The sequence below is a fragment of the Intestinicryptomonas porci genome (assembly GCF_033971905.1).
Lineage (GTDB): Bacteria > Verrucomicrobiota > Verrucomicrobiia > Opitutales > Intestinicryptomonadaceae > Intestinicryptomonas > Intestinicryptomonas porci.
Window position 1 is genome coordinate 75,115 of sequence record NZ_JALBUT010000005.1, and the last position, 21,631, is coordinate 96,745.

Genomic DNA, 21,631 nt, shown 5'->3' on the forward strand with positions numbered 1-21,631 from the left:
ATCAAAACGGAGATTTTTTTATGAAATACACACATATTTTGGCGGCATGCGCGTTTATGCTTTCGGCATTTTCAAGCTTTGCCGAAATCGATGCCGCAAGAATAAAGCGCGACGTTCAGGTAATGGCAGGCGAAATCGAGCAGCCGATTAAATTTAACAACCAAAACCGCTCTTTCCGCGACAAGAATAACCGCGAGTACGAGTACCGCGATGCGGATGTAAATGACATGTCGAGGTACCAGTATCAGGACGACTTGTTAAACATACTGTTTGACGCGACGAAAAATCCCGCGGACTTGCAGGCTTTCGAGCGCGAAATTCTCGCGAATTTGGAAAGCGTAAAAGACGCGAACACGAAATGCGAACTCGTGAGAATGCTCGAGTTTGCGGGTTCTGAAAAGTCTTTCGCCTTTCTTAAAAAAGCGGCTCTTTCAGACGACGAAACTCTCGCTCTTGTTTCTTGCGGCGCGTTGCAGAAAATGCCCGCAAAAAATGCGGGAAACGTTTTGGTCGAAATATTTAAGAGCGCGAAAAATCCAAACGTAAAGAATATGGCTCTTTATGCCGTTGCAAAGCGTGGCGATAAAAAGCAGTTTGTCGATTCCCAAAAGAAATCAAAAGATTTTGCCATAGTTGCAATGGACGGTGCCGGCGTTTTGGTGCCGACAAGCCTTGACAAGTTTCAGCAGGACTTTTTGAAAAATCCCTCAAAGGCAAAAGCGCAAGAAGCCTTGAAATCTGCAAACGAATGGGAAGTTGCTTTTGTGGTTCCATATATCGCAAGCAAAGAAAATTCGCTTATGTCGGATTTGCAAACGGCGTATAATTCAGCCTCTCCGACCTTGAAGGCTTGGATAATCACAAATCTTGCAACTGTCCAAAATGATGTCGCAAAAAAGTTTGTTTTTGACAACCTTGAAGATGCAAAAGACCCATTTGTTTGCGTTTCTCTCGCCCTTGCGCTCGAAAAAATCGGCGGCAAGGAAGCGGTTGTTGAAATGATAAAGCTAAGGGACAAAACGCGCGGTCTTCCGCATGCAATCATCGCTTGGGCGATGGAGGGAATGCAGAAAGGCGGAGCTGAAATCGACGCTTTTATAATCGAAAAAGCAAAGCAGGATGATTCTAATGCAATTCGCTTGATTGGGCTTCGTTCAATAGACGCAAAGCCAATTCTGTTTGAAAAGCTCAATTCGCGCGTCTGGGGCGACGCTTTGGCTTCATATGAAATTTTGGCAACCGATGAAGATGTCGAAAAAATCATTGAATTTGCAAAGCAGAACAAGCCGAACGACAAGCAGTTCGTTTACCGTTTGGGCTTTGTCGTTAGAAATGTCGCAATCCGAACATCTGACGCTCAGAAGTCCTTGGAAATGCTTGAAAACGCATTCAAATCCGCGCCCAAAGAAATTTCGGAAGGCTTGGAAAAATGTTATTTCTTAGCCCTTATGGAATGCGGAGATGCTAATGCGTTTATGGCTCTTGCAAAGAAAGTTGCAGATGGCAAGGCCGGCAAAATAGAAATTTCCCAGCTTGCGCCTTTTGCCAAACGCCTGACAAGAGACAACTGGCGCAGAATGCCTGACCATCAAAAATGCGAACAGCTTGTGTCGGATATGATTGCCGGCGCAAAGTGCGGCGAAGCTGAAAAGTCCGCCTTGGAAAAATCTTTGGGCTATATTAAAAACAGGGGCGAAGAACCGAGATAATATTTATTTTTTTCAAGCGGCGCGGAGATGGAACGCGCCGCTTTTTTTGCGCCTTGGCTTAGAATTTGGTTGAAAGGGCGGGGGCTTTTTTGTTTATTTGTTTTATGATGAAAGAAAAATCCAAGGCAGTGATTTCAATTAGCGGGCTTCGCCACAATTACACCGAAGGCGACGGCGTTAAGGAAGTTTTGCACGGCATTGACCTGGATTTTTACGGGGGCGAAATCGCAATAATTATGGGGCCATCGGGGTCGGGGAAATCCACGCTCTTAAAGCTGATTGGCGCGCAGCTTACAATCCAAAGCGGTGACATCGTGATAGACGGCGACCATTTAAGCGGGGCAAACCAGTCGAGGCTTCGCGAGATAAGGCGCAAAATAGGCTTTATCTTCCAAAGCCACCATTTGCTTGATTCGATAACCGTTTTGCAAAACGTGCAGTTGCCGCTTGCTTTCGACAAGTCTCAGAACTCCAAAAGCTCGCGCGAACTTGCCTATGAAGCTCTCCAAACCGTCGGTATTGCGTCTCATGCGGAAAAAAAACCCGCGCACTTGTCGGGCGGTCAAAAACAGCGCGTTGCAATCGCGCGCGCGCTGATAAGAAAGCCCGCGATTGTTCTTGCAGACGAACCTACGGCTTCTCTTGACGAAAAAACGGGCAGGGAAGTTGTGGAGCTTATCAAAAAGATGTCGAAAGAATTGGGTGTTACGGTTGTGCTTGTAACGCACGACAACCGAATTTTGGATATTGCCGACAGAATTATCCGCATAAACGACGGCAACCTTTTGGTCTGATTTTTATTTGCGCAAAAAAAGCGGCGTTTTTGTTGCGCCGCTTTTGGGTTTTAAGCCTATTCAATGAGTTCGAGCGTTGAGTCAAACTTTTCGCCTCCTGTCTTTACGGGGGCGGCAACGAGGTTCCACGCCTTGTGCTTCATAAACTCGCCTTTTTTTGCCATTGATTCAAACGAGTAATGCAAGCCTTCGTGGTTGCCTTTTTTCATGTACCAAGTGGCGTTTTTCTTGTATTCATCGCTATCTTCAAATGTCTTCAAAGTGATGTTTCCGTCAGGATTTAGCGTCAGGTATTTGTCGGGGTGGCTCATAGACCTAAACGACACTCCGCTTTTGTCGGCAAGACCCGCTTCAAGTTCCCAATGGCAGTCGCCCATAACTTTGGGATTGCAGTCGAAGATACAACGGATTTTGTCTTTTTCCTCCCTTATTACTATAAATTTAACGGTTGTCTCTGTCGCTCGAATTCTGCGGGCAGGGTTTCCGATTTTGAAGTTTTCAAATTTGACTTGCGAGTTTTGCGCGAAAACTCCGCACTTGCCGTAGGAATTGAAGGCGTCTTTTGCAAATATGCGGTTGCCGTTTGCGTAAAGGTAGAGAACCGAACCGAAAGCCTGAGCTTTCAAATGGATTTTCCCCTTAATTTCGGTTTTCTTTTCAATGTCGATTTTTTCTGAATTTTCGCCTAAGCTTTTTATGAATATCGTGCCGTCTGATTTTATGCCGAAAAGATAGCCGCCGCCATTCGCCGCGCGCATTGCAATGCCTGCGGAGGCGTCTTTGCCTTCGGGCAGTTTAAATTCGCATTCGGCTATTGCGGAAGTTATGTTTGCGTCTTCTTTATTTTGGTTTTTCAGATACGCAAACTGCAAGTCTTTGCTCTTTTTAAGAACGGGATTTTTATCTGCGAACGAAAGCTTATCGTTTGCATTGGTGATTTTTGGCATATTTTTTGACGCGGATACGATTTTATCATGGGCGGCTTTTATCTTTTTTGCGTCCATTTTCAGTACTTTGCGGTCGTATGTGTATAAGCCGTTTGTCTCGCCTTCAACGTCGGAAATCTGGGTGTACATCGACGCGCTTAACCCCGGGTGGTACATCAGCGAATACAACTCGTTTTGCATTTGCAAGTACCGCTTTGTGAGGTCTTCGTTGGTTTTGTTCATCTCTCCGTAAGCCCAGCCGCCCCTGTCAAACCAGTTGTGTCCCTTTACGTTCAACCCCACTCCGCCAAACTCTCCGAGAGCCGCGAATGTGTTGCTTTCAAGAATGCCGGCGGAAGGGCCTTGGTATATGTGAAGGTCGTAAACATCCCCGCTTACATGCTCGTTGGGAAGTCCCGATGAGTCGTTTACGAAGCGGGACGGGTCGTACGCGCTGATTTTGTCGGAAAATCTTTTGATGTCTTCGCGCTTGCCGTACATCGACCAGCCTTCGTTAAATAAAATCCAGGTTATTATGCAAGGGTGGCTTATGTGGTTCATCTATGATTTCCTTGGCGTAGTTTTCAAAAATTTTGCGCTCCTCTTCGTTTGGTCTGAAACTTTCCCTTTTTACTTCTTTTTTGCCTTCCTTTATAAGCACTGAGTGCGTGTGTGAATTTGGCATGTCCTGCCACACGAGCATACCGATTTTATCACACCAGTAAAACCAGCGCGCAGGCTCAACTTTGATGTGCTTGCGGATTAGGTTAAAGCCTAAATCCTTGTGGTTTTGGATATCGCTTTTCAATGCTTCGTCTGTTGGGGCGGTCAGATTGCCGTCCGGCCAGTAGTCTTGGTCGAGAGTTCCTATTTGGAAAATAAATTCGTCGTTTATGGTGGGGCGGGTTATGCCGTTTATTACTTTTTTGCCGATTTCGCGCATTCCGAAATACGAATCGACTTCGTCAATGGTCTTGCCGAATTTCTTAACCTTTATTTTTAAGTCGTACAAGAATGGAGAGTCAGGCGACCACAGTTTTGCATTCGGGATTTCAAGCTTTATTTCCTTGTTTGCGACGTCGCTTGCTCCTGCAACTTTTTTATCGCCATCATATGCTTCGACTTCTATTTGCTGTAAAATTTCTTCTGCATTCGCGGTTATCGAAAGATAGCCGTTTTTAACGCTTGGTATGAGTTTTAGGCTGTCTATCGACCCTTTTGAAACGGGTTCGAGCCAAACCGTCTGCCAAATTCCGCTGCACGGGGTGTACCAGTAGCCTTCGGGTTCGATTCTCTGCTTGCCGACGGGATTTATGCCGTTATCGGTCGGGTCGTAAACGGAAACTATGATTTCGTTTTTGCCGCTTTTCAAAAGCTTTGAGATGTTGAACGAAAACGCGTCGTATCCGCCTTGGTGAGAGCCTGCAAGCTTTCCGTTTATGTAAACATCGCACATGAAATCGACAGCCCCGAAGTTTAGCTTTACGTCTTTACCTTTCCAATCCTGCGGAATTTCAAATTCGCGGCGGTATTTTAAGTATTCGTAATGCTTCATAACTCCCGAAAGCGCGGATTCTGCGGGGAATGGGACAAGAATTTCTCCCGAAAGTTTTTTGCCGCTTTTGATGTCTTTAAAGATGCTTTCGTCTGCGCCTTTCCAGTCGTATGATGGAATGCGCTTGTTGATGCCTTCAACCCCTTCAAATTCCCAGACGCCGTTTAAGTTCAGCCATTTTTCTCGCACGAGCTGCGGGCGCGGATATTCGGGCAGGGCGTTTTCGGGGCTCACAAGCTCTGCCCATTTTGTCATTAGAGGGGCGGTTTTCTTTTCCCATGCGCCAAGCCCCGAAACAAGCGAAAGCGCGGCGATTGAAAAAGCCAATATTTTCAGTTTCTTATCCATGGTGTTTTTTGCTTTTTTAAACTTGGTTTCAATTTAATGGCAAACTTTTTGTTTTTACAACTCTTTTTTGAAATTTTTTTGCGGAATCGAAAAACTGAAATTAAAGGCTCAAAAAAAAGAGGGAACAAATGCGTTCCCTCTTTTAGTCTTTTTTGATTTAAAAATTAAAGCATCGTTGCCCTTAATTCCTCGCCGCTTTTTGCGCTCAAATAGGCAGGGGCAATGTCAAACACAGTTTTGCAGCCGCTTGCGCCTTCTTTGGAAAGCCTGTATGCCGCGCGCGCGTAAGCGAGAAGCACGCATGAAGTAAATTCGGGGTTTGAGTCAAGCTTCAAGGAGTATTCGATGATGTGCTTGTTCTTGCCGCCGTTTGTAGAGCCGCTTCTTAGCACAATGCCGCCGTGCGGAATGCCGCTATGGTTTTTATCCAACTCTTCCTGCGAGATGAAATGCACCGTCGTGTCGTAGTCGGAAAAATAGTTCGGCATGTTTTTGATTTCTTTTTCCACCTTTGCCGCGTCCGCGCCTTCCTTCAAAACCACGAAACATTCCCTCGTGTGCTTCTGACGCGTTGTAAGCTCTGGATTTTCCCCCGCTCTCACTGCTTTTAGCGCGGAATCGACGGGAATTGTGTATTGCTTGCCGTCTTGCACGCCTTCAACCCTTCTGATTGCATCGGAATGCCCCTGGCTTACACCTTTGCCCCAGAAAGTGTAGTCTTTGCCTTCCGTTAAAATCGCATTTGCGTAAAGGCGGTTTAGCGAGAACATTCCCGGGTCCCAGCCGACGGAAATTATTGCGACCTTGCCGCCTTCTTTTGCGGACTTGTCAACGTTTGCAAAGTGTTCGGGAATTTTTGCGTGCGTGTCGAAACTGTCGATTAAATTAAAGAGCTTCGCATATTTCGGGGACTGCTTGGGCAGGTCTGTCGCGGAGCCTCCGCACACGATTAAAACGTCGATTTTGTCCGTCCAGTTTTGGATTTCGTCAACGCTTGCGACTTTTGCGGACTGCGTTTGGATTTTTAGGGATGCGGGGGCGCGCCTCGTAAAGACGGCGGCAAGCTCCGTATCGGGGTTTTGGCGTATGGCGCATTCAACGCCGCGTCCGAGATTTCCATAACCTAATATGCCGATTTTGATTGCCATAAATTTTCTTTTCTAAATTCGAGCTTTTTCATTGAAATCCGCGCACCTTGCGGGGATTTTTGAAAGTTTGCGTCGAAATTTTTATGAGCTTTATCTAAAAACGATTGCGCAAGTTCAATAAAAATACAAAAATGTTCTGAAAAAAATGCGCAAATTCTACAAAAATGTAAGATTTTACATTGCGAAAAGTTTTAGATTTTGCATGAAGAGATGTTGCGCGACTTATTTATTTGCTTGAAGTTTTGTATCTTAAAAAATATATTTTAATTATGAAAATATTATTCTGTGTCGCTACTTTTTTATGGGGATTGACTTGTTTTGCAACTATGCAAACTCCCGATATTATAAGGCATAATTTTAATGATTCTTATACTAATATATATGAATCCACGTTAGATGCCCATAATAATTTAAATCTGCCATTAGAAGTTTATTACGAAAAATTCCCGCAAAGAAGACCTTTTTTTGGCATTAATTCATCTGCTTGTTGGCGAGGTTATGTTGCGGAATATATGATTTCGAGCGATAACAAGCTTTATCTTACAAACGTAAAGAAAAGATGGTATTCTATTTCTGCGAAAAAAGTTATGGGGTACGAATGCGAATATCCGATTTTTTGCGATTGGTTTTCAATTGATAATTGGCGTGTAGGAAGCGTGTTTGATTTCGAGTACAAAAAAATTTCCGTAAAAAACGGCATAGTTGATTACGAGATAGAAGAATTTGGAAGCGATTGGTATTCAACTTCCGATATGGAGCGCAGGGCGGGTTTATTATATAGTCCTCAAAATGACAACTACAATAATTGGCATACGCTTATGGAGTTAAGTTCCCCTCAACGACATCTTTCAAAAGACGATTATTTTAAATTGTATGATGGCGGAATTTTCAAAACAAGGGGGCTTGTCAATTTTAAAGATGATAGACTCATACTTTTTGTGCCGAAAACAATAAAAATCTCCATTTCATACATCGAACTTAAAAATGACGATAAATATAAAAACTTTGATGGGAAATCAGTAGAGTGCGAAATTAGATTTATCAAAAATGATTATGATTTGCGTGGATATTTTGAAGTTCTAAGCATGCGCGAACTTTCAAAATCTGAAAGTATCCATAAAAATATTCCACTCAAATTTTATAGAGATGTTTGTGAGATTTATGATTTAGAACAATCTTATAGATTTCATAAAGAAGCTATGGATATTTCCAAAATAGATTTTTCAAAGCTTAAATTCAAATTGGAAGAAGATGGTTTATTATTCATTTTTTATAACGCAGATGAAAATATTGAGGAAACGGAATTTATTTCAGAGTCTGGTTTTGCCTCGTCTCAGATAACAGAAATTTTTTCCAAAAACGGCTCTTTTAAAATCAGAAAATACATTTCTCCTGAAAAAATTGGAGGGAAATATATTTATAATCTTTATATAGGCGATAAAAAAGTTTGGGAGTATGAGTTTGGCAAAAATCTGTATTCTGACATATATGTTGCAGAAGATGAAGAAGATTTTTACCATATTCTTTCGCTTATTCCAAAAACAACGGAGTCTGAAAAAATCTTAAATGATGCCTTTTATAGTTATTTTGAAAGATTTAAAGGCGGAGGGAAAATCTATTCTTTCAAGCTTAAAAAACTTTACGATATTTTAAACGCTACGCCCGATTTTTACGAAAAAAATATAGACCGATTTATACATAATCTTGATTATGAAATTTTCGATATTAAGACCAAAATTAAAATCGCAAAAATTGCCGAGAAAAAATCTGATAAGTTTTTGCCGCTTGCACATGCAAATTTAGACGAATTGCATGACCCGCAAACCTTGCAAAAACTAATTCGAGAAACAACGGAAATTTATGAATTGGAAGATGGCGTTTATAAGCTGATTAGCGCAAAAAATATAGAAGAAAAATCTCAGAGTAAACCCCAAAAAGATTTTGCCATTGCAATGTATCATATAGACATTGTGAAAAAATATTTTCCGCAAAATTACGCAAAAATCATAAAAGAAGGCATAAAATATTATAAAGAAAATCCTGAACTTTTAGAAGGAATTTCTTTTAATAGCCTTCTCTTGCTTGCGCAAAATTCAACAGATTGGGAAGATAAAATTTTCTTTGCAAAAGCAATGTCAAAAGAATTGTCAAACCCAATTTCAGAAAGCGAAATCGAAAAAACAAAAGGCAACTCCGACGCCTTTAAGTCGCTAATAAATGCGCTTATTAAAAACAAAAATGACCGCAGCATAGATTATGTTTTTTGAGTATTAACACCGCGTTTCTTTGTTGCGTTTAGGATAAATTTCTGCTTGTCTTGACGTTTTTATCATGAGCTTGATTTCGCTTAACAATGTATCGCTTAGGTATGGGGCGCATGTTCTTTTGGACAGGGCGGATTTGAACGTCGCAAAGGGCGATTTTCTTGCGATTGTAGGGCGAAACGGGTGCGGAAAAACGAGCCTCTTGAAGATTATAGCGGGCGTTGGAGAACCCGATAGCGGAATGGTCGAAAGGCAGCGCGGAATAAAAACCGCATATTTACCGCAGGAAGTCCCGACGGATTTGTCGGGGAGTGTGTATGATGTTGTGGCGGGCGGATTGAAGGAAATAGGGCAAAAGCTTGTCAGGTACCGCAATCTTTCGGCAACCATTTCCGCCGCGCATTCCGTTGAAGTTCAAAATGAATTTGACCGCCTCGTCCACGAAATCAACGAACTTGATTTGTGGAGTTTCGACGTTAAAATTTCAGAGACAATCGAAAAGCTTGAACTCGATGCAACTATGGAAGTTTCCACTTTTTCTGCCGGTCTTAAACGCAGGGTTTTGCTTGGCAGGGAGCTTGTGCAAAATCCGGACGTTCTTATCTTGGACGAGCCTACAAACCATTTGGACATAGAATCGGTGATTTGGCTTGAAAGCTTCTTGAAAGAATCGGGAAAAACTCTCGTGTTCGTTTCTCACGACAGGGTTTTTTTGGAAAATTTGGCGACGAGAGTTGTGGAAGTTGACAGGGCAAAACTCATATCTTTTGACTGCGGATTTAAGGAATTTTTGAAAAGGCGCGACGAGCTTTTGGAGTCGATTTCGCGCAACGAGGAAATTTTCGACAAGAAGCTCGCGCAGGAAGAGGCGTGGCTTAGACAGGGAATAAAGGCGCGGCGAACGCGCAACGAAGGCAGGGTTCGCGAGCTTATGCGGCTTCGCAAAATCCGCAGGGAGCGCAGGGAGCGTTTGGGCAGCGTCTCTTTAAAAATTCAAGATGCCAACGCAAGCGGGCAAAAAGTCATGGAAGTCGAAAACATCTGCGTGAATTTCGGCGAGCGTAAGATTATCGACGGATTTTCAACCACGATTTACCGCGGCGACAAAATCGGAATAATCGGGCGTAACGGCATCGGCAAAACGACTCTTTTGAACGCTCTTTTGGGGAAGATAAAGCTTTCTCAAGGTGTTGTGAATTTCGGTACGCGCCTTCAAATTGCATATTTCGACCAGCTAAGACAAAATCTTAATCCGAGCCAAAAGCCTTTCGACTACATCGGGGAAGGCTCAGACTATGTGACAGTTGGCTCTCAAAAGCAAAGCGTAGTCGGCTACCTTCAAAATTTTCTGTTCACACCCGAACAAATACATGGCGAAATCGCAATGCTCTCAGGCGGCGAAAAAAACAGGCTTTTGCTTGCAAAACTCTTTTCAAACCCCGCGAATGTGCTTGTCTTGGACGAGCCTACAAACGACCTCGACATGCAGACCATAGAGATTTTGGAAAATACCCTCGTGGATTTCCAAGGCACAATTCTGCTGGTTTCGCACGACAGGCAATTCTTAAACAATATCGTAACCGCTGTTTTCGGATTTGAGGAAAACGGAAAAATAACCGAGCTTGTCGGCGGATACGATGAATGGTTTAAATACAGAAGCCAAAAAATTCAGGCGGCTTCTCCAAAGCCCAAAGCGGAATCTTTGCCGAAACCAAAATCCGCCAAACGCGAAAAATTCACAAACAAAGAACGCATGGAGCTTGAGGGAATGCAGGGGAAAATCGAAGCGTTGGAGCGCGAGCAGGAAGAACTTTCAAATAAACTTCAAGATGTGGATTTTATTCGCCAAAATGTTGAAAAACTTCCCGAAATCAACGCCCGCCTTGAAGAAATCCAAAGGATAGAGAACGAACTTTTCGAGAGATGGTCATACCTTGAAGAACGCAAAACCGCCCTTGAAAACCCAAAAATATAAATTGAATTTGAATATGTTGCTAATTTTTATTGACATAAAAGCGAAAATAAAGAACATATAAAATTTTTCAATTACGGGTGATAGCGCAGTCTGGTAGCGCATCTGGTTTGGGACCAGAGGGTCGTGGGTTCGAATCCCTCTCGCCCGATTGATTTTTAAGCTTGTAAACAAAAGCGTTTGCGGCGTGGGGCTTGGTGGGGCTTTATTTTGTTAGTTTCACTTTTTTGTTTAGCCACCTTTGGGTGAGGCGTTTACTTTATCCGATTTTATCTTTTTGCGTTTATTCAGATTCGAGTTTATAGCTTACGAAGGCTAAGTGTTTGTTGTCGGGAGACCAAGAGTTAACGTTTATTGTGCCTTGTCCGCCGAACAGTTTTGCAATTGTTCTTGCGTTTGTGCCGTCGCAATTCATTACTCTAAGCTCCACGTTTTTGTTTGCGGGGTGGCTGTCGGGTTTTACATCTCCCTTTTGATAGGAGAGATATGCCACAAGCTTATTGTTTGGCGATGGATGGGCAAACCATGAATTTCTTGTTTCGTCGAATGTAATTTGCGTTTGGTTTGTACCGTCCGGGTTCATTCGCCAAATTTGCATAAGCCCTGTTCTGCATGAATTAAACCAAATTTGACCGTCCGGGGCAAATTCTGCTCCGTCGTCGAGTTCGGGGGCAGTTGTAAGGCGTTTTTCAGCTCCGCCCGTTGCGGAAATCACATAGATGTCGTAATTGCCCTTTCTTCCCGCGCAATATGAAAGTGTCTTTTTGTCGGGACTCCATCCGTGCAGGTAGCTCGGCCCTGCCGCGGTGATAAGTGTCGGCTTTCCCCCTTCGATTGGCAATGTATATATGCGCGACTGTCTGTCTTCTTTGGAGTGGTGGCTTATCGCGATTTCCTTGCCGTCGGGGGACAGAACGTGGTCGTTATTGCAGCTGTCGGCAAAATCGGTATTGATTTCAACGGGGTTTTGCGGATTGTCGGGGGATATTTTGTAAAGTTTGCCGCCGCTGTTATAGATTAGCCATTTGCCGTCTTGCGTCCAGTTGGGGGCTTCTATTTTATGAGGAAACGTTTTTACGATGCGCCTTGACCCATCTTCGATATTTATGATTTCCAAAAAGCTTGTGAGCTTTTCGGCGTTTGCGCTCAGCGCGAGAATTAGCGCGGAAATAAATAGATACAGCTTTTTCATAGGCAATAAATTTGTTAACTGGAAAATTTTTTACGCGCCTCGTTTTGTCTTGTCAAATTTTAAAAAAGTTCCCCAAAAATTTTGATTTAAGTTGGTGGATTTTTACCGCGGGGCAGTTCGCGATAACTTGACGCATTTAATTAAAATAGTTTTCCGCATAAATTTGCGCGGAGAATAATAAAAAAGATTGATTTCCATATAAAAAAGCTGATCATAAATATTCAGAAGAAAATTTTTTACGCGCCAATGATTAAATTGGCTTGCAGAAATTAAAAAAAATAAAAACGAAAATGAAAAAGATTATATCAAGTATTATTCGCTTTTTTAATAGTTGCGAACGCCATCCCGAAGAAAATTATAAAAAGACAGAAGAGTTACTTCAATCTGTGAAAACAGAACATAACGTCGAAATTTTGCGTGAAGCAGCCGAACAGGGAGATGCTTTTGCGCAATGGTCTCTTGGTATTTGTTATTCCAATGGTGAAGGCGTTGAAAAGAATCCTTATGAAGCAGTAAGATGGTATCGAAAGGCAGCAGATCAGGGATATGCTAGTGCGCAAAGATCTCTTGGTTTTTGTTATTCCAATGGGGATGGCGTTAAAAAGAATCCTTATGAAGCAGTAAGATGGTATCGAAAAGCAGCCGAACAGGGAAATGCTTTTGCGCAATGGGATCTTGGCTTTTGTTATTATTATGGTGAGGGTGTTGAAAAGAATCCTTACGAAGCGGTAAGATGGTATAGAAAGGCAGCCGAACAGGGATATGATCTTGCGCAAAGATCTCTTGGTCTTTGCTATAAAAAAGGAGAAGGAGTGGAAAAGAACCTTTATGAAGCAGTGAAATGGTATCGAAAATCAGCCGAACAGGGAAATGCTGATGCTCAATGCTCTCTTGGTATTTGCTATGAAAACGGAGAAGGAGTGGAAAAGAACCTTTATGAAGCAGTGAAATGGTATCGAAAAGCAGCCGAACAAGGAGATGCTGATGCTCAGTATTTTCTTGGAGCTTGTTATGAAAACGGAGAAGGAGTGGAAAAGAACCCTTATGAAGCTGCAAAATGGTATCATGAAGCAGCCGAACAGGGAGATGCTCATGCGCAATGCTCTCTTGGCTTTTGTTATTATTATGGTGAAGGCGTTGAAAAGAATCCTTACGAAGCGGTAAGATGGTATCGAAAAGCAGCCGAACAGGGAAATGCTAGTGCGCAAGGTTTTTTGGGATGTTGTTATTATTTGGGTGAAGGTGTTGAAGAAAATTACTCTGAAGCCATAAAATGGTGTAGTAAAGCAGCTGCGCAGGGGGATGAATATGCAATTGAAGCCCTGAAAAGATTTAGATAATTCCTAAAAAATTGTTTCCCAAGCAAAAAGACCCCCCTGTGTCGGGGCTTTTTTGTTTTGGGCGGGAAGGGGGCTAATTATTTCTCGAGCTTTTTGTAGAGTTGGGCGAGGATTGCGCCTGAAATATTGTGCCAGACCGAAAATATCGCCCCCGGAACCGCCGCCATTGCAAGGCTTGGGAATGCGCTTGAAGCAAGGCTTGCGGCGAGCCCCGAATTTTGCATTCCTATTTCTATCGACAATGCTTTTGTTTTTGAAAGGCTCATGCCGAACATTCGCGCAATCAAAAATCCGCAGGCAAAGCCCAAAATATTGTGTAGTATCACAACGCAAAAAATAACTCCCGCGCCGTCAAATATGTTTTGCGAATTATGGGAGACAATACAGCCCACGATTAGCGCGATTGCCGCAACTGCCATGCTTGGCGATATTTTTGCGAGCGTATTCAGCTTGTCTTTAAAAATTCTTTTGATTGCAAGCCCGAACGCGATTGGGATTATCACTACTTCAAATATAGACCACGCCATTTTTAGCGCGTCAACTTCTACATTTTTACGCAGGCAAAGATATACTATAAGCGGCGTAATGACAGGCGCAAGCAGGGTATTTACTGCTGTCATTCCGATAGACAAGGCGACATCGCCTTTCGCGATAAAAGTTATGACGTTGCTTGCCGTTCCGCCGGGGCATGCGCCGACCAAAATCACGCCTGCCGCAAGCGCGGGGTCGAGAGCAAAAATCTTTGAGAGGGCGTACGCAATCAGCGGCATTAGCGTAAATTGCGCGGCGCATCCTATTAAGACATCTTTGGGATGAACCAGAACTTCTTTGAAATCGCGCGCATTCATGTTCAGCCCCATTGCGAACATTATGAGCATCAAAAGCGGCGGCACAAGCGAGCCGTCCATCCACAAGAAAGTTTTTGGGAAATACAGGGCGCATATTGCCGCGCCAAAGACGATTAGGGCGATGTGCCGAGAAATAAAATCGCAAAATTTCATGGGCTGCGGTTGTTATGGATTGTAGGAAAATGAGCGTGCTTTTTTATTTAAAAATAATTGTTTGTTTTGCGGGGTGGTCAACATTTTTGTATGGTGGTTTTTTGCGCTTGAATATTTTTTTTAAGGCTGAAAATATACATTCGGTGTCCATGAAATATTATTTATTGCTTTTCGTTTCGGTTTTTCAAATCTTTGCGGGTTTTGCGCTTGCGAAAGACTACAAGTTTAGCGGCTCGATTTCCAGGGAGGTGCTTGAAAACTATTTGGAAAGGTCGATAACTCTTATGGATTTTGCCAACATGCCCAAGTTTTCGACGGAGGGCGATTATCCGCGCAAGGAGCTTGACATTGAATTTGTTAGGGATGTCGGGGCAAAGTTTGTGGGAAGAGCCATTTACAGGTGGGGCGGCGAGGACGCCTTGAACAATCCCGAATTTTTTTCTTATGCGAAAAATTTAATCGAAAAACTGCATTTGGTTGACGAAGAAATCATTGTGCAGGGTGCGGTGTTTGAGGCGGTTTATCCGACGGTGGAAAAAGTGGCAATTCCCGCATGGGTATTTGTGGAAATGTCTTTGCCCGTTGAAAAACGCAATTTCTCCTACGATAAAATGGTATTTGAAAATGGGCTTTACAGAAATCACTGGGGCAGGGGCGGCAGTGTGCCGGACATAACCCGCTTGGAAACGCGCCTATGGTTTTTGTATCTTGTCGGCTCTTATGTAAAAATCGGCGTCGAAGCTATCCACTTGGGGCAGGTAAAGCTCATGGGGGCGAATGACCCTGAAATGGGGGGTTGGGCTGACTTCATAAAGTTTCTGCGAAAATTTGCCGACCGCCATGCGCGCCGCAACAAAATCATATTTGACGCTCACACGCCCGACGGCTCAATGCTTTACAAGGGTGAAAGTTTGCTCGACTTCAATTCGTTTCCGCTTCGCATAAAGGAAGACTGTTTGGACGAGCCTGAAAAGATGAAAGGAATTTTGGAAGTCGGGCATACTGATTCGATTTACAAAAGAAGCGCGGGCTGCAAAACCCCTAACGGATGGAGCTGCGACAGCCTGCCTTATCTTGTCGAATTTGACAATTTCGGAATATCAAACCATGCGGGAAAGGCGGATTTAAACGACCATTTCATATGGGGGTACGACGAAATAACATGGCTTTATTTGCAGCCGCAAGAAGAGCGCGAACGCTGGCTTAAATACGCTTATGAATGGATTAAGAAAACCGATAAAAACGGGCATCTTCAAATGCCCGCAACGCGTATTTTGACGTTGAAAAAGTCTCAGCGCGGAAAGATAACGGTTCGCTCTGTCCCTCCGCAAGAAGGCATTTCGCATACTCTTAATTTGCAGTCTTGCATAAAAAGGATATGGGAGAGTGAAAAATAAAAACGGGCGCAAAAAAACATGCGCCCGCAAAACAAAAAAGATTTTAATTTCTTACTCGCGGAAATTCTTTTTCGTGATTATTTCGGGAATGATTGCTACGTCTTCATCCTTGATTTCTTCAACCCAGATGTTGCGGAATTTTACGGGGTCGCCGTGCCACTGCAATTTAATCGGGACGGGTTGTTCGCGCAGGTTTTTTAAATCTTTATCTCTCGAAAAATATTCTGTGCCTTCCCAAATTTCAATATCGTTATGGATTCTAATGCCGTTATGGTAGACTGTTATACGTGGGTAGCGTTCGAGCCTGCCGTTTTTTTCCTTTGCGCCGTAGAAAATTACATCGTATGTTTGCCATCTTTCGGGGGGAAGGCAAGCGTTTATTTGCGGCGGAAAAAATCGGTAGAGCGAGCCGCATTCGTCCCACTTGCCGTCTAGTCCGAAAGAATCGATAATTTGCACTTCAAACCTGCCTAAGAACAATCCCGAATTGCCGCGCCCCGGCGCAATTTCTCTTTCAGACTGGTCGGGTATCATAAATTCCATGTGGAGGCGGCAGTTTTTGAATTTGCGCTTAGTTTCGATGTCGCTTGACTGATTGTTTGCGTCGCGCGCGCCCATCATCGATTTTTCTTTCTTATCGAGCTTCCATGCGATTGGTTTGTTGTTGCATGCCTTCCATTCCGAGAAATTCGAACCGTTAAAAAGAACCGTTGCGCCTTTGGGGGCTTTCATGTTCAAGGTGGGGGATTGCCTTTCGATGCGCTTTACTTCAAAGGGGAATGTATATTCTTTTTCGACACCGTTTTCGTTCTGCTTGAAATAGTAAGTGCCTTCAACCTTGTCTTTTGTGATTTTGCCGTTGAGCGTAACCTGTGGACCCAAAAGATATGATAGGCGGCAATTTTGAATGATAATTTCACCGTCTTGCTCTTTGGTGTTGAAACTTGCGTAATTTTTACATCTGCGCCACAAGTCGCGCATGATTTCAACCTTGTAGTTATCGCCTTCTTTATGCACTCTAAAACACAGCTCGGGGTTCGCATTGAACGGTCCCCTTTGAGCCTTTATTTCGCCACAATATTCGCCTACGAGATCGTTAGTGTAAGCTAAAAGTGCGCCCGTTGAAAACATTGCCGCAATCGCCAAAATTGATTTTATCTTCATAAATTTTTCCTTTTTTATCCGCCATATAATTACACTTAACTACGAATTATAAAAAATTATTGGTGATTTCTTCAAGTCAAAATGTTTTAAATAATATTCTCGTTGGCGAAAATTTAAGAAAAAACAACGCAGTTTGGGGCGTAAAATTTGCGGGGAAACAAAAAAACGCGCTAATTTGCGCGGTTTTTTGAGGTTTTGCTATTTTTTTGTCCGGAGCTACTCGCGGAAATTCTTTTTCGTGATTATTTCGGGAATGATTGCCACGTCTTCATCCTTGATTTCTTCAATCCAGATATTGCGGAACTTCACGGGTTCGTTGTGCCATTGGAGCTTAATCGGGAATGAGTGTTCGCGCAGGTTTTTCAGCGATTTCCAGCAGGAGTTATAATCAGTGCCTTCCCAGATTTCCACGTCGTTATGGATTTTCATGCCGTTATGGTAAACCGTGATGCGCGGATTGCGTTCGAGCTTTCCGTTTTTGTCTTTCGCCCCGTAGAATAAGATGTCGTATGTCTGCCATCTTTCGGGGGGAAGGCTGGCGTTGAATTGCGGGGGCATAAAGCGGTAGAGCGCGCCGCATTCGTCCCATTCGCCGTTCGCGCCGAAAGAGTCGAGGATTTGGACTTCAAATCTGCCGAAGAATACGCCTGAATTTCCTCTCTGTTGTCCCATATAGCCTCTTTCTGACTGGTCGGGCGTCATAAATTCCATGTGGAGGCGGCAGTTTTTGAATTTGCGCTTGGTTTCGATGTCGCTTGACTGATTGTTTGCGTCGCGCGCGCCCATCATCGATTTTTCTTTTTTATCGAGCTTCCAGGCGATGGGCTTGTTGTTGCATGCCTTCCATTCCGAGAAATTCGAACCGTTAAAAAGAGCCGTTGCGCCTTTGGGGGCTTTCATGTTCAAGGTGGGGGATTGCCTTTCAATACGTTTTACTTCAAACGGGAAAGTGTATTCCTTTTCAACGCCGTTTTCCTTTTGCTTGAAATAGTAAGTGCCTTCAACCTTGTCTTTTGTTATTTTGCCCGTTAGAGAGGCTCTCGGGCCTTGCAGGTACGGAAGTTGCAAGTTTTCAAAGACGATTTCGCCGTTTTGCTCTTTTGCTGAAAATTGCGCGTAGGTTTTGCATCTTCTCCAAAGGTCGCGGACGATGTCAACTTTGTAGTCGCCGCCTTCTTTATGGACGCGGAAGCAGAGTTCGGGGTTGTCCTTGAAAGGGCCTTTGTCGGCTTTAATAACGTCGGAATATTCGCCGACTAAGTTGTTTGTGTATGCCAAGAGCGCGGTGTTTGCGAACGCCAAGGCAAGTGTGATTACATTTCTTAATTTCATAAATACTTAAATTCCCTCCATTTGAAAACTGTTATTTAGTGTACTAATGGGGGATATTAAAATATTTTTGAAATTTTTATCAAGAAATTTTATTCGAACAGTAAGATTAGAAAGTCCCACCAATCATAAGGGCTGAAAAATATTGGACTCCGCCGCGCTGGGTTTTGTATTCTTTGGAGCGCACGCACCAAGAGTAGGATACATAAAAATCTTTGTATCTTAAACTTGCGCCAAAGTTAAGCTCACCGACAAGCCATTCCTTATCGACGCTTCTATCGTATTTTCTAAGTACGTTGCCGTCTAAGAACATATTGTAGCCGACCGCTTTACCGACAAATCCCGCGTATATGTACGCATGCCAGTCGGGGCGGTTTTGCATGGCGTATTCCACTTGTTGGGAGCTTGAAAATTCAATTCTTGCGGCGTCGAAAGAGTAGGGCATGTTAAATCCGAAACGCCACAGCCCCTTTACAATTCCCTCTGTCGATACCGTCCCAAGGTTTGCGCCTGCCGAGCAGATAAAATCGGTGCGGAAATTGTCGGAAAGCGAATGCTCAAACACGCGTTCCGAGTGGTTTAGAGATATCGTGAAGGCAGGCTCGTTTTTTAGCTGGGTATCCCAGCCCATGGGTCTATCCACATTTATAAATTCGTGGTATCTTTTTTGGGTGTATTCCGCACCTGAAATTTCACCGACCACCCCGATTGTTATGGCGAAACTGTCTAAGGTGTTTTTTGTCGCGATGTGCGTCCCGTCCGTGATGTAGAGCCAGCCCGCGTATGGTCGGTCTGTCATGGGGGGATTTGTGTCGTCTATGTCGTAGCTTACATACATGTCCTGCCCGAGCGACAAGCTTTGGGTTGTCTGGGCGGATTTATCTGAATTTAAAAGCCTCAAAAACTTAAATTGCAGTTTATTTAAAAGCCAGTCGTCCGACGGCGACAGATAGGTGAGTTTCAAGCCGTTTGTATAGTAGCGGTCTGAAAATCCGATGTCGTTTTCGGCGATAAAGTATATCGAACTCTTGCGCGCAGGGCATTCTTCCGCCCGTGAGAGTTGCGCAAAAAAGCCGAGCAGAATTGATAGAGCGATTGACAAAGCCTTTAAATTTTTCATAATTTTATCAAATAAAAAAATGAGAATTACATCGGGAAAGGCAAGAGGAATTATTTTAAAGTCTCCGAAAGGCGACGCCACGCGCCCCGCAACCGACGCGGCGCGTCAGGCCGTGTTTTCTTCGATTTCAGACTTCGTAAGCGGCGCGAACGTTTTAGACCTCTTTGCAGGAACGGGGTCTTACGGCTTGGAGGCTCTGAGCAGGGGGGCAAGAAGCGCGGTTTTTGTGGAAAATTCAAGACAGGCGGCGGTTTGTCTTAAAGAAAACGTTTCTGCAATTAAAAAATCCATGGGAGAAATCGAGGCGCGGATAGTTTCGGCTGACTGTTTCAATTTGAAGCCGGAATCTTTTGAAGAGCCGTTTGATTTGATTTTTGCGGACGCTCCGTATCCTTTGCTTCAAAAAAAATCGGATGAAATTTTCGCCCTTTTGTTGCGCTTTTCCTCTACCGAAACTCTGGTTATGCTCGAAGCTCCCGCAGAATTTGAGCCTCCCGAAACTTCGGCTTTTGAGGTCTTGAAAAGGCTTGGCAAAAATTCCAAAGGCAAGCCGTCCCAGCTTTTAATGCGAAGAATTTAATTTCATTATGAAGATAAAAAAACTTTTGATGTTTGCCGCTGCGTTTTTGCAGGTTTTTGCTTATGCGGATTTTTCCGCGCAGGACCTGATGGAAAAGTCTGCGCAAAAAGTCGATATTTTGAAAAAAATCGCCGAGGCAAACGAGGTATGGATTGCGGAAAAAAGCGAACTGGAAGCGAGGCTTGCCGCGCGGCGGTCATTGAATGCCCGCATAAAACATTATATCGCGGAAGCGAAGGCGGAAAGCGAAAAATCGCAGGCGGCGGCTTCAGAAATTTTGGCGTCTATTGAAAAATTCAAAAAATTTGAAATTGATTTGGAAAAATCTTTGGCGGATTTGACAAAAAGTTTTTGGAAAAAATCGCAGAAATTGCCCGCTTTCTATGTATTGAAGGGCGCGCCTGAATCGGGCGGGACTTTCAAAGACGTTTATTCGTTTGCCGAAGCCGCTATCGAAGCGAGAATTTTTGCGCTAAAATCTTCAAGGGAATTGAGCGCGAGGGAGATTGACGGCGAAGAAGCCGTTTTTATCGGCATTTGCGCCGCGCTAAAAAAATCGGAATGCGCCGAAGTTTCGGAAATCATCGACATCTTAAACGGCAGGTCGCCGCATAAAATCATTCCGATTTCAGTTGAAAGGAAGGGGAAATGAAGAGAATTTCTGCTATGATTTTTTTCTGCCTTTTAAACTGTTTTGCATTTGCCGACGCTTTGCAAAATATGGAGGGGCAATGTTCGGATTTATTGAAAACTTACGGGCAAACCCTCTCTCAAATAGCAGATGAACGCGCCAAGTTAAACGAAAAAATCTTAAAGGCGGGAGAAGAGACGAAGTCGCTCGAAGCCGAGCTTAAATCAATTCGCGAAAATTCCGTAAATTACGATTTGGCGTTGAAAAATCTTGCCGCAAAGACTTCCATGTATGACGGGCTAAGAAGCGCGGTTCAGGAGCTTGCAGTATCTTTAAATTCCCAAAAAATCATGCCTGCGCGCGATTTTGACGGTGTTTTGTCGCAAATTTCCGAATTGCTTGAAAAGGCCGACGCGGAAATATTTTCCGCAAAAATTTTGGATTATGCCATTGTCGGGCAGAATGGGGAAGACTTCTTGAAATCGCTTGAAAGCGGCGGGCGTTTTAGCGCGAAACTTGACACGTCTTTGGGCAAAATTCCGCTTGTTAAAACGCGCACGTTCAAGCAGAAAATCGAGGTGGGCGGCGTGTGGATTTATCCGATTTTGGCGTTCGGCGCGATGGCGTTTTTGGTTTCGATTTTTAAGGCTTTCACATCGCTTTCGATGGGCAGGATAAACCCCGAATGCGTTGCAAAAATAAGTTCGCTTCTTGAAAAGGGCGACGAGGCGGGTGCGGTGAAGCTTGCGGAAAACGCCCCCAAGCCGCATTCTGCGATGCTCAAAAAATTTTTGGAAAACCGCGGAATTTCAAAGAGCCTTACAGAGGAAATTGCGTACGAGCAAATGCTTTCTTGCGGAGAAAAGCTGTTTTCGGGGCTTGGGGTTGTCGCGGTTTCGGCGGCAATATCCCCGCTTTTGGGGCTTTTGGGAACTGTGACGGGCATAATAAAAACATTCGGGGACTTGTCGGTTTACGGCGCGGGAAATCCGCAGCTTATGTCCGGCGGCATAAGCGAAGCGCTCATTACGACGGAGTTCGGCTTGATGGTTGCAATACCGTCTTTTGTCTTGCATGCAATTTTGTCGCGCAGAGGCAAGGCGATTTTGTCAGACATGGAGAAAGCGGCGTCGGAATACATATCGAAAAATTGCAAGTAAG

17 protein-coding genes and 1 tRNA gene are annotated in these 21,631 nt (G+C 43.9%); 10 read left to right on the top strand and 8 right to left on the bottom strand.

Annotated features, from left to right (window positions below):
* Positions 1-20 precede the first annotated feature (20 nt).
* The gene (locus MOX91_RS05250; RefSeq protein WP_370397034.1) at positions 21-1,709 is read left to right on the top strand and encodes a hypothetical protein; all 1,689 of its coding nucleotides are present in this window, start codon (positions 21-23) and stop codon (positions 1,707-1,709) included.
* A 104-nt stretch (positions 1,710-1,813) separates the two neighbouring features.
* Complete coding sequence (locus tag MOX91_RS05255) at positions 1,814-2,503, top strand: ABC transporter ATP-binding protein (protein WP_370397035.1); 690 nt, start codon at positions 1,814-1,816, stop codon at positions 2,501-2,503.
* Positions 2,504-2,559: 56 nt separating this feature from the next.
* Here MOX91_RS05255 and MOX91_RS05260 read toward each other — a convergent pair whose 3' ends face one another.
* The 3 genes from MOX91_RS05260 to MOX91_RS05270 all read right to left on the bottom strand — a co-directional run bounded on the left by MOX91_RS05260 (position 2,560) and on the right by MOX91_RS05270 (position 6,480).
* Positions 2,560-3,990: an AbfB domain-containing protein gene (locus MOX91_RS05260; RefSeq protein ID WP_370397036.1), complete on the bottom strand. Its 1,431-nt coding sequence runs from the start codon at positions 3,988-3,990 to the stop codon at positions 2,560-2,562.
* Positions 3,944-5,332 (bottom strand): glycoside hydrolase family 2 protein, encoded by a 1,389-nt coding sequence (locus tag MOX91_RS05265; protein WP_370397037.1) that lies wholly within the window; start codon positions 5,330-5,332, stop codon positions 3,944-3,946. Before MOX91_RS05265 ends, MOX91_RS05260 begins: the two co-directional genes overlap by 47 nt.
* Positions 5,333-5,496: 164 nt before the next feature.
* Positions 5,497-6,480 carry a diaminopimelate dehydrogenase gene (locus tag MOX91_RS05270; RefSeq protein WP_370397038.1) on the bottom strand — a complete coding sequence of 328 codons (984 nt, stop codon included), beginning with the start codon at positions 6,478-6,480 and terminating at the stop codon, positions 5,497-5,499.
* Positions 6,481-6,749: 269 nt separating this feature from the next.
* Between MOX91_RS05270 and MOX91_RS05275 the strand changes: the two genes are divergently transcribed.
* The 3 genes from MOX91_RS05275 (at position 6,750) to MOX91_RS05285 (ending at position 10,867) form a co-directional block, all read left to right on the top strand.
* Positions 6,750-8,747, top strand: a complete 1,998-nt coding sequence (locus tag MOX91_RS05275) for a hypothetical protein (protein ID WP_370397039.1) — start codon at positions 6,750-6,752, stop codon at positions 8,745-8,747.
* 64 nt (positions 8,748-8,811) lie between these two features.
* Positions 8,812-10,719 (top strand): ATP-binding cassette domain-containing protein, encoded by a 1,908-nt coding sequence (locus MOX91_RS05280; protein WP_370397040.1) that lies wholly within the window; start codon positions 8,812-8,814, stop codon positions 10,717-10,719.
* Between the two features lie 74 nt (positions 10,720-10,793).
* Positions 10,794-10,867, top strand: a tRNA-Pro gene (locus MOX91_RS05285).
* 132 nt (positions 10,868-10,999) lie between these two features.
* On the opposite strand, the gene MOX91_RS05290 is transcribed toward MOX91_RS05285, so the two are convergent.
* Positions 11,000-11,908 (bottom strand): TolB family protein, encoded by a 909-nt coding sequence (locus MOX91_RS05290; protein WP_370397041.1) that lies wholly within the window; start codon positions 11,906-11,908, stop codon positions 11,000-11,002.
* Between the two features lie 290 nt (positions 11,909-12,198).
* Here MOX91_RS05290 and MOX91_RS05295 point away from each other — a divergent pair, with 290 nt between their 5' ends.
* Positions 12,199-13,248, top strand: a complete 1,050-nt coding sequence (locus tag MOX91_RS05295) for an SEL1-like repeat protein (RefSeq protein WP_370397042.1) — start codon at positions 12,199-12,201, stop codon at positions 13,246-13,248.
* Between the two features lie 77 nt (positions 13,249-13,325).
* Here MOX91_RS05295 and MOX91_RS05300 read toward each other — a convergent pair whose 3' ends face one another.
* Positions 13,326-14,249, bottom strand: a complete 924-nt coding sequence (locus tag MOX91_RS05300) for a bile acid:sodium symporter family protein (RefSeq protein ID WP_370397043.1) — start codon at positions 14,247-14,249, stop codon at positions 13,326-13,328.
* Positions 14,250-14,398: 149 nt separating this feature from the next.
* Between MOX91_RS05300 and MOX91_RS05305 the strand changes: the two genes are divergently transcribed.
* Positions 14,399-15,646, top strand: coding sequence for a hypothetical protein (locus tag MOX91_RS05305; RefSeq protein ID WP_370397044.1), 1,248 nt, complete (start codon positions 14,399-14,401; stop codon positions 15,644-15,646).
* Positions 15,647-15,697: 51 nt separating this feature from the next.
* On the opposite strand, the gene MOX91_RS05310 is transcribed toward MOX91_RS05305, so the two are convergent.
* From MOX91_RS05310 to MOX91_RS05320, 3 genes are all read right to left on the bottom strand, one after another.
* On the bottom strand, positions 15,698-16,810 hold the full coding sequence (locus MOX91_RS05310) for a 3-keto-disaccharide hydrolase (protein WP_370397045.1): 1,113 nt from the start codon (positions 16,808-16,810) through the stop codon (positions 15,698-15,700).
* A 216-nt stretch (positions 16,811-17,026) separates the two neighbouring features.
* Complete coding sequence (locus MOX91_RS05315) at positions 17,027-18,142, bottom strand: 3-keto-disaccharide hydrolase (protein WP_370397046.1); 1,116 nt, start codon at positions 18,140-18,142, stop codon at positions 17,027-17,029.
* 106 nt (positions 18,143-18,248) lie between these two features.
* Positions 18,249-19,259: a lipid A deacylase LpxR family protein gene (locus MOX91_RS05320; protein ID WP_370397047.1), complete on the bottom strand. Its 1,011-nt coding sequence runs from the start codon at positions 19,257-19,259 to the stop codon at positions 18,249-18,251.
* Between the two features lie 19 nt (positions 19,260-19,278).
* Here MOX91_RS05320 and MOX91_RS05325 point away from each other — a divergent pair, with 19 nt between their 5' ends.
* The 3 genes from MOX91_RS05325 to MOX91_RS05335 are packed head-to-tail and all read left to right on the top strand — an operon-like array spanning position 19,279 to position 21,630.
* Positions 19,279-19,839 carry an RsmD family RNA methyltransferase gene (locus MOX91_RS05325; RefSeq protein ID WP_370397048.1) on the top strand — a complete coding sequence of 187 codons (561 nt, stop codon included), beginning with the start codon at positions 19,279-19,281 and terminating at the stop codon, positions 19,837-19,839.
* 7 nt (positions 19,840-19,846) lie between these two features.
* Complete coding sequence (locus tag MOX91_RS05330) at positions 19,847-20,491, top strand: hypothetical protein (RefSeq protein ID WP_370397049.1); 645 nt, start codon at positions 19,847-19,849, stop codon at positions 20,489-20,491.
* The gene (locus MOX91_RS05335) at positions 20,488-21,630 is read left to right on the top strand and encodes a MotA/TolQ/ExbB proton channel family protein (RefSeq protein WP_370397050.1); all 1,143 of its coding nucleotides are present in this window, start codon (positions 20,488-20,490) and stop codon (positions 21,628-21,630) included. The genes MOX91_RS05330 and MOX91_RS05335 overlap by 4 nt, the downstream gene beginning before the upstream one ends.
* Position 21,631 lies beyond the last annotated feature (1 nt).

Coding starts and splice junctions, on each gene's coding strand:
- MOX91_RS05250 (WP_370397034.1), top strand. CDS start 21: ATGAAATACACACATATTTTGGCGGCATGCGCGTTTATGCTTTCGGCA.
- MOX91_RS05255 (WP_370397035.1), top strand. CDS start 1,814: ATGATGAAAGAAAAATCCAAGGCAGTGATTTCAATTAGCGGGCTTCGC.
- MOX91_RS05260 (WP_370397036.1), bottom strand. CDS start 3,990: ATGAACCACATAAGCCACCCTTGCATAATAACCTGGATTTTATTTAAC.
- MOX91_RS05265 (WP_370397037.1), bottom strand. CDS start 5,332: ATGGATAAGAAACTGAAAATATTGGCTTTTTCAATCGCCGCGCTTTCG.
- MOX91_RS05270 (WP_370397038.1), bottom strand. CDS start 6,480: ATGGCAATCAAAATCGGCATATTAGGTTATGGAAATCTCGGACGCGGC.
- MOX91_RS05275 (WP_370397039.1), top strand. CDS start 6,750: ATGAAAATATTATTCTGTGTCGCTACTTTTTTATGGGGATTGACTTGT.
- MOX91_RS05280 (WP_370397040.1), top strand. CDS start 8,812: ATGAGCTTGATTTCGCTTAACAATGTATCGCTTAGGTATGGGGCGCAT.
- MOX91_RS05290 (WP_370397041.1), bottom strand. CDS start 11,908: ATGAAAAAGCTGTATCTATTTATTTCCGCGCTAATTCTCGCGCTGAGC.
- MOX91_RS05295 (WP_370397042.1), top strand. CDS start 12,199: ATGAAAAAGATTATATCAAGTATTATTCGCTTTTTTAATAGTTGCGAA.
- MOX91_RS05300 (WP_370397043.1), bottom strand. CDS start 14,249: ATGAAATTTTGCGATTTTATTTCTCGGCACATCGCCCTAATCGTCTTT.
- MOX91_RS05305 (WP_370397044.1), top strand. CDS start 14,399: ATGAAATATTATTTATTGCTTTTCGTTTCGGTTTTTCAAATCTTTGCG.
- MOX91_RS05310 (WP_370397045.1), bottom strand. CDS start 16,810: ATGAAGATAAAATCAATTTTGGCGATTGCGGCAATGTTTTCAACGGGC.
- MOX91_RS05315 (WP_370397046.1), bottom strand. CDS start 18,142: ATGAAATTAAGAAATGTAATCACACTTGCCTTGGCGTTCGCAAACACC.
- MOX91_RS05320 (WP_370397047.1), bottom strand. CDS start 19,259: ATGAAAAATTTAAAGGCTTTGTCAATCGCTCTATCAATTCTGCTCGGC.
- MOX91_RS05325 (WP_370397048.1), top strand. CDS start 19,279: ATGAGAATTACATCGGGAAAGGCAAGAGGAATTATTTTAAAGTCTCCG.
- MOX91_RS05330 (WP_370397049.1), top strand. CDS start 19,847: ATGAAGATAAAAAAACTTTTGATGTTTGCCGCTGCGTTTTTGCAGGTT.
- MOX91_RS05335 (WP_370397050.1), top strand. CDS start 20,488: ATGAAGAGAATTTCTGCTATGATTTTTTTCTGCCTTTTAAACTGTTTT.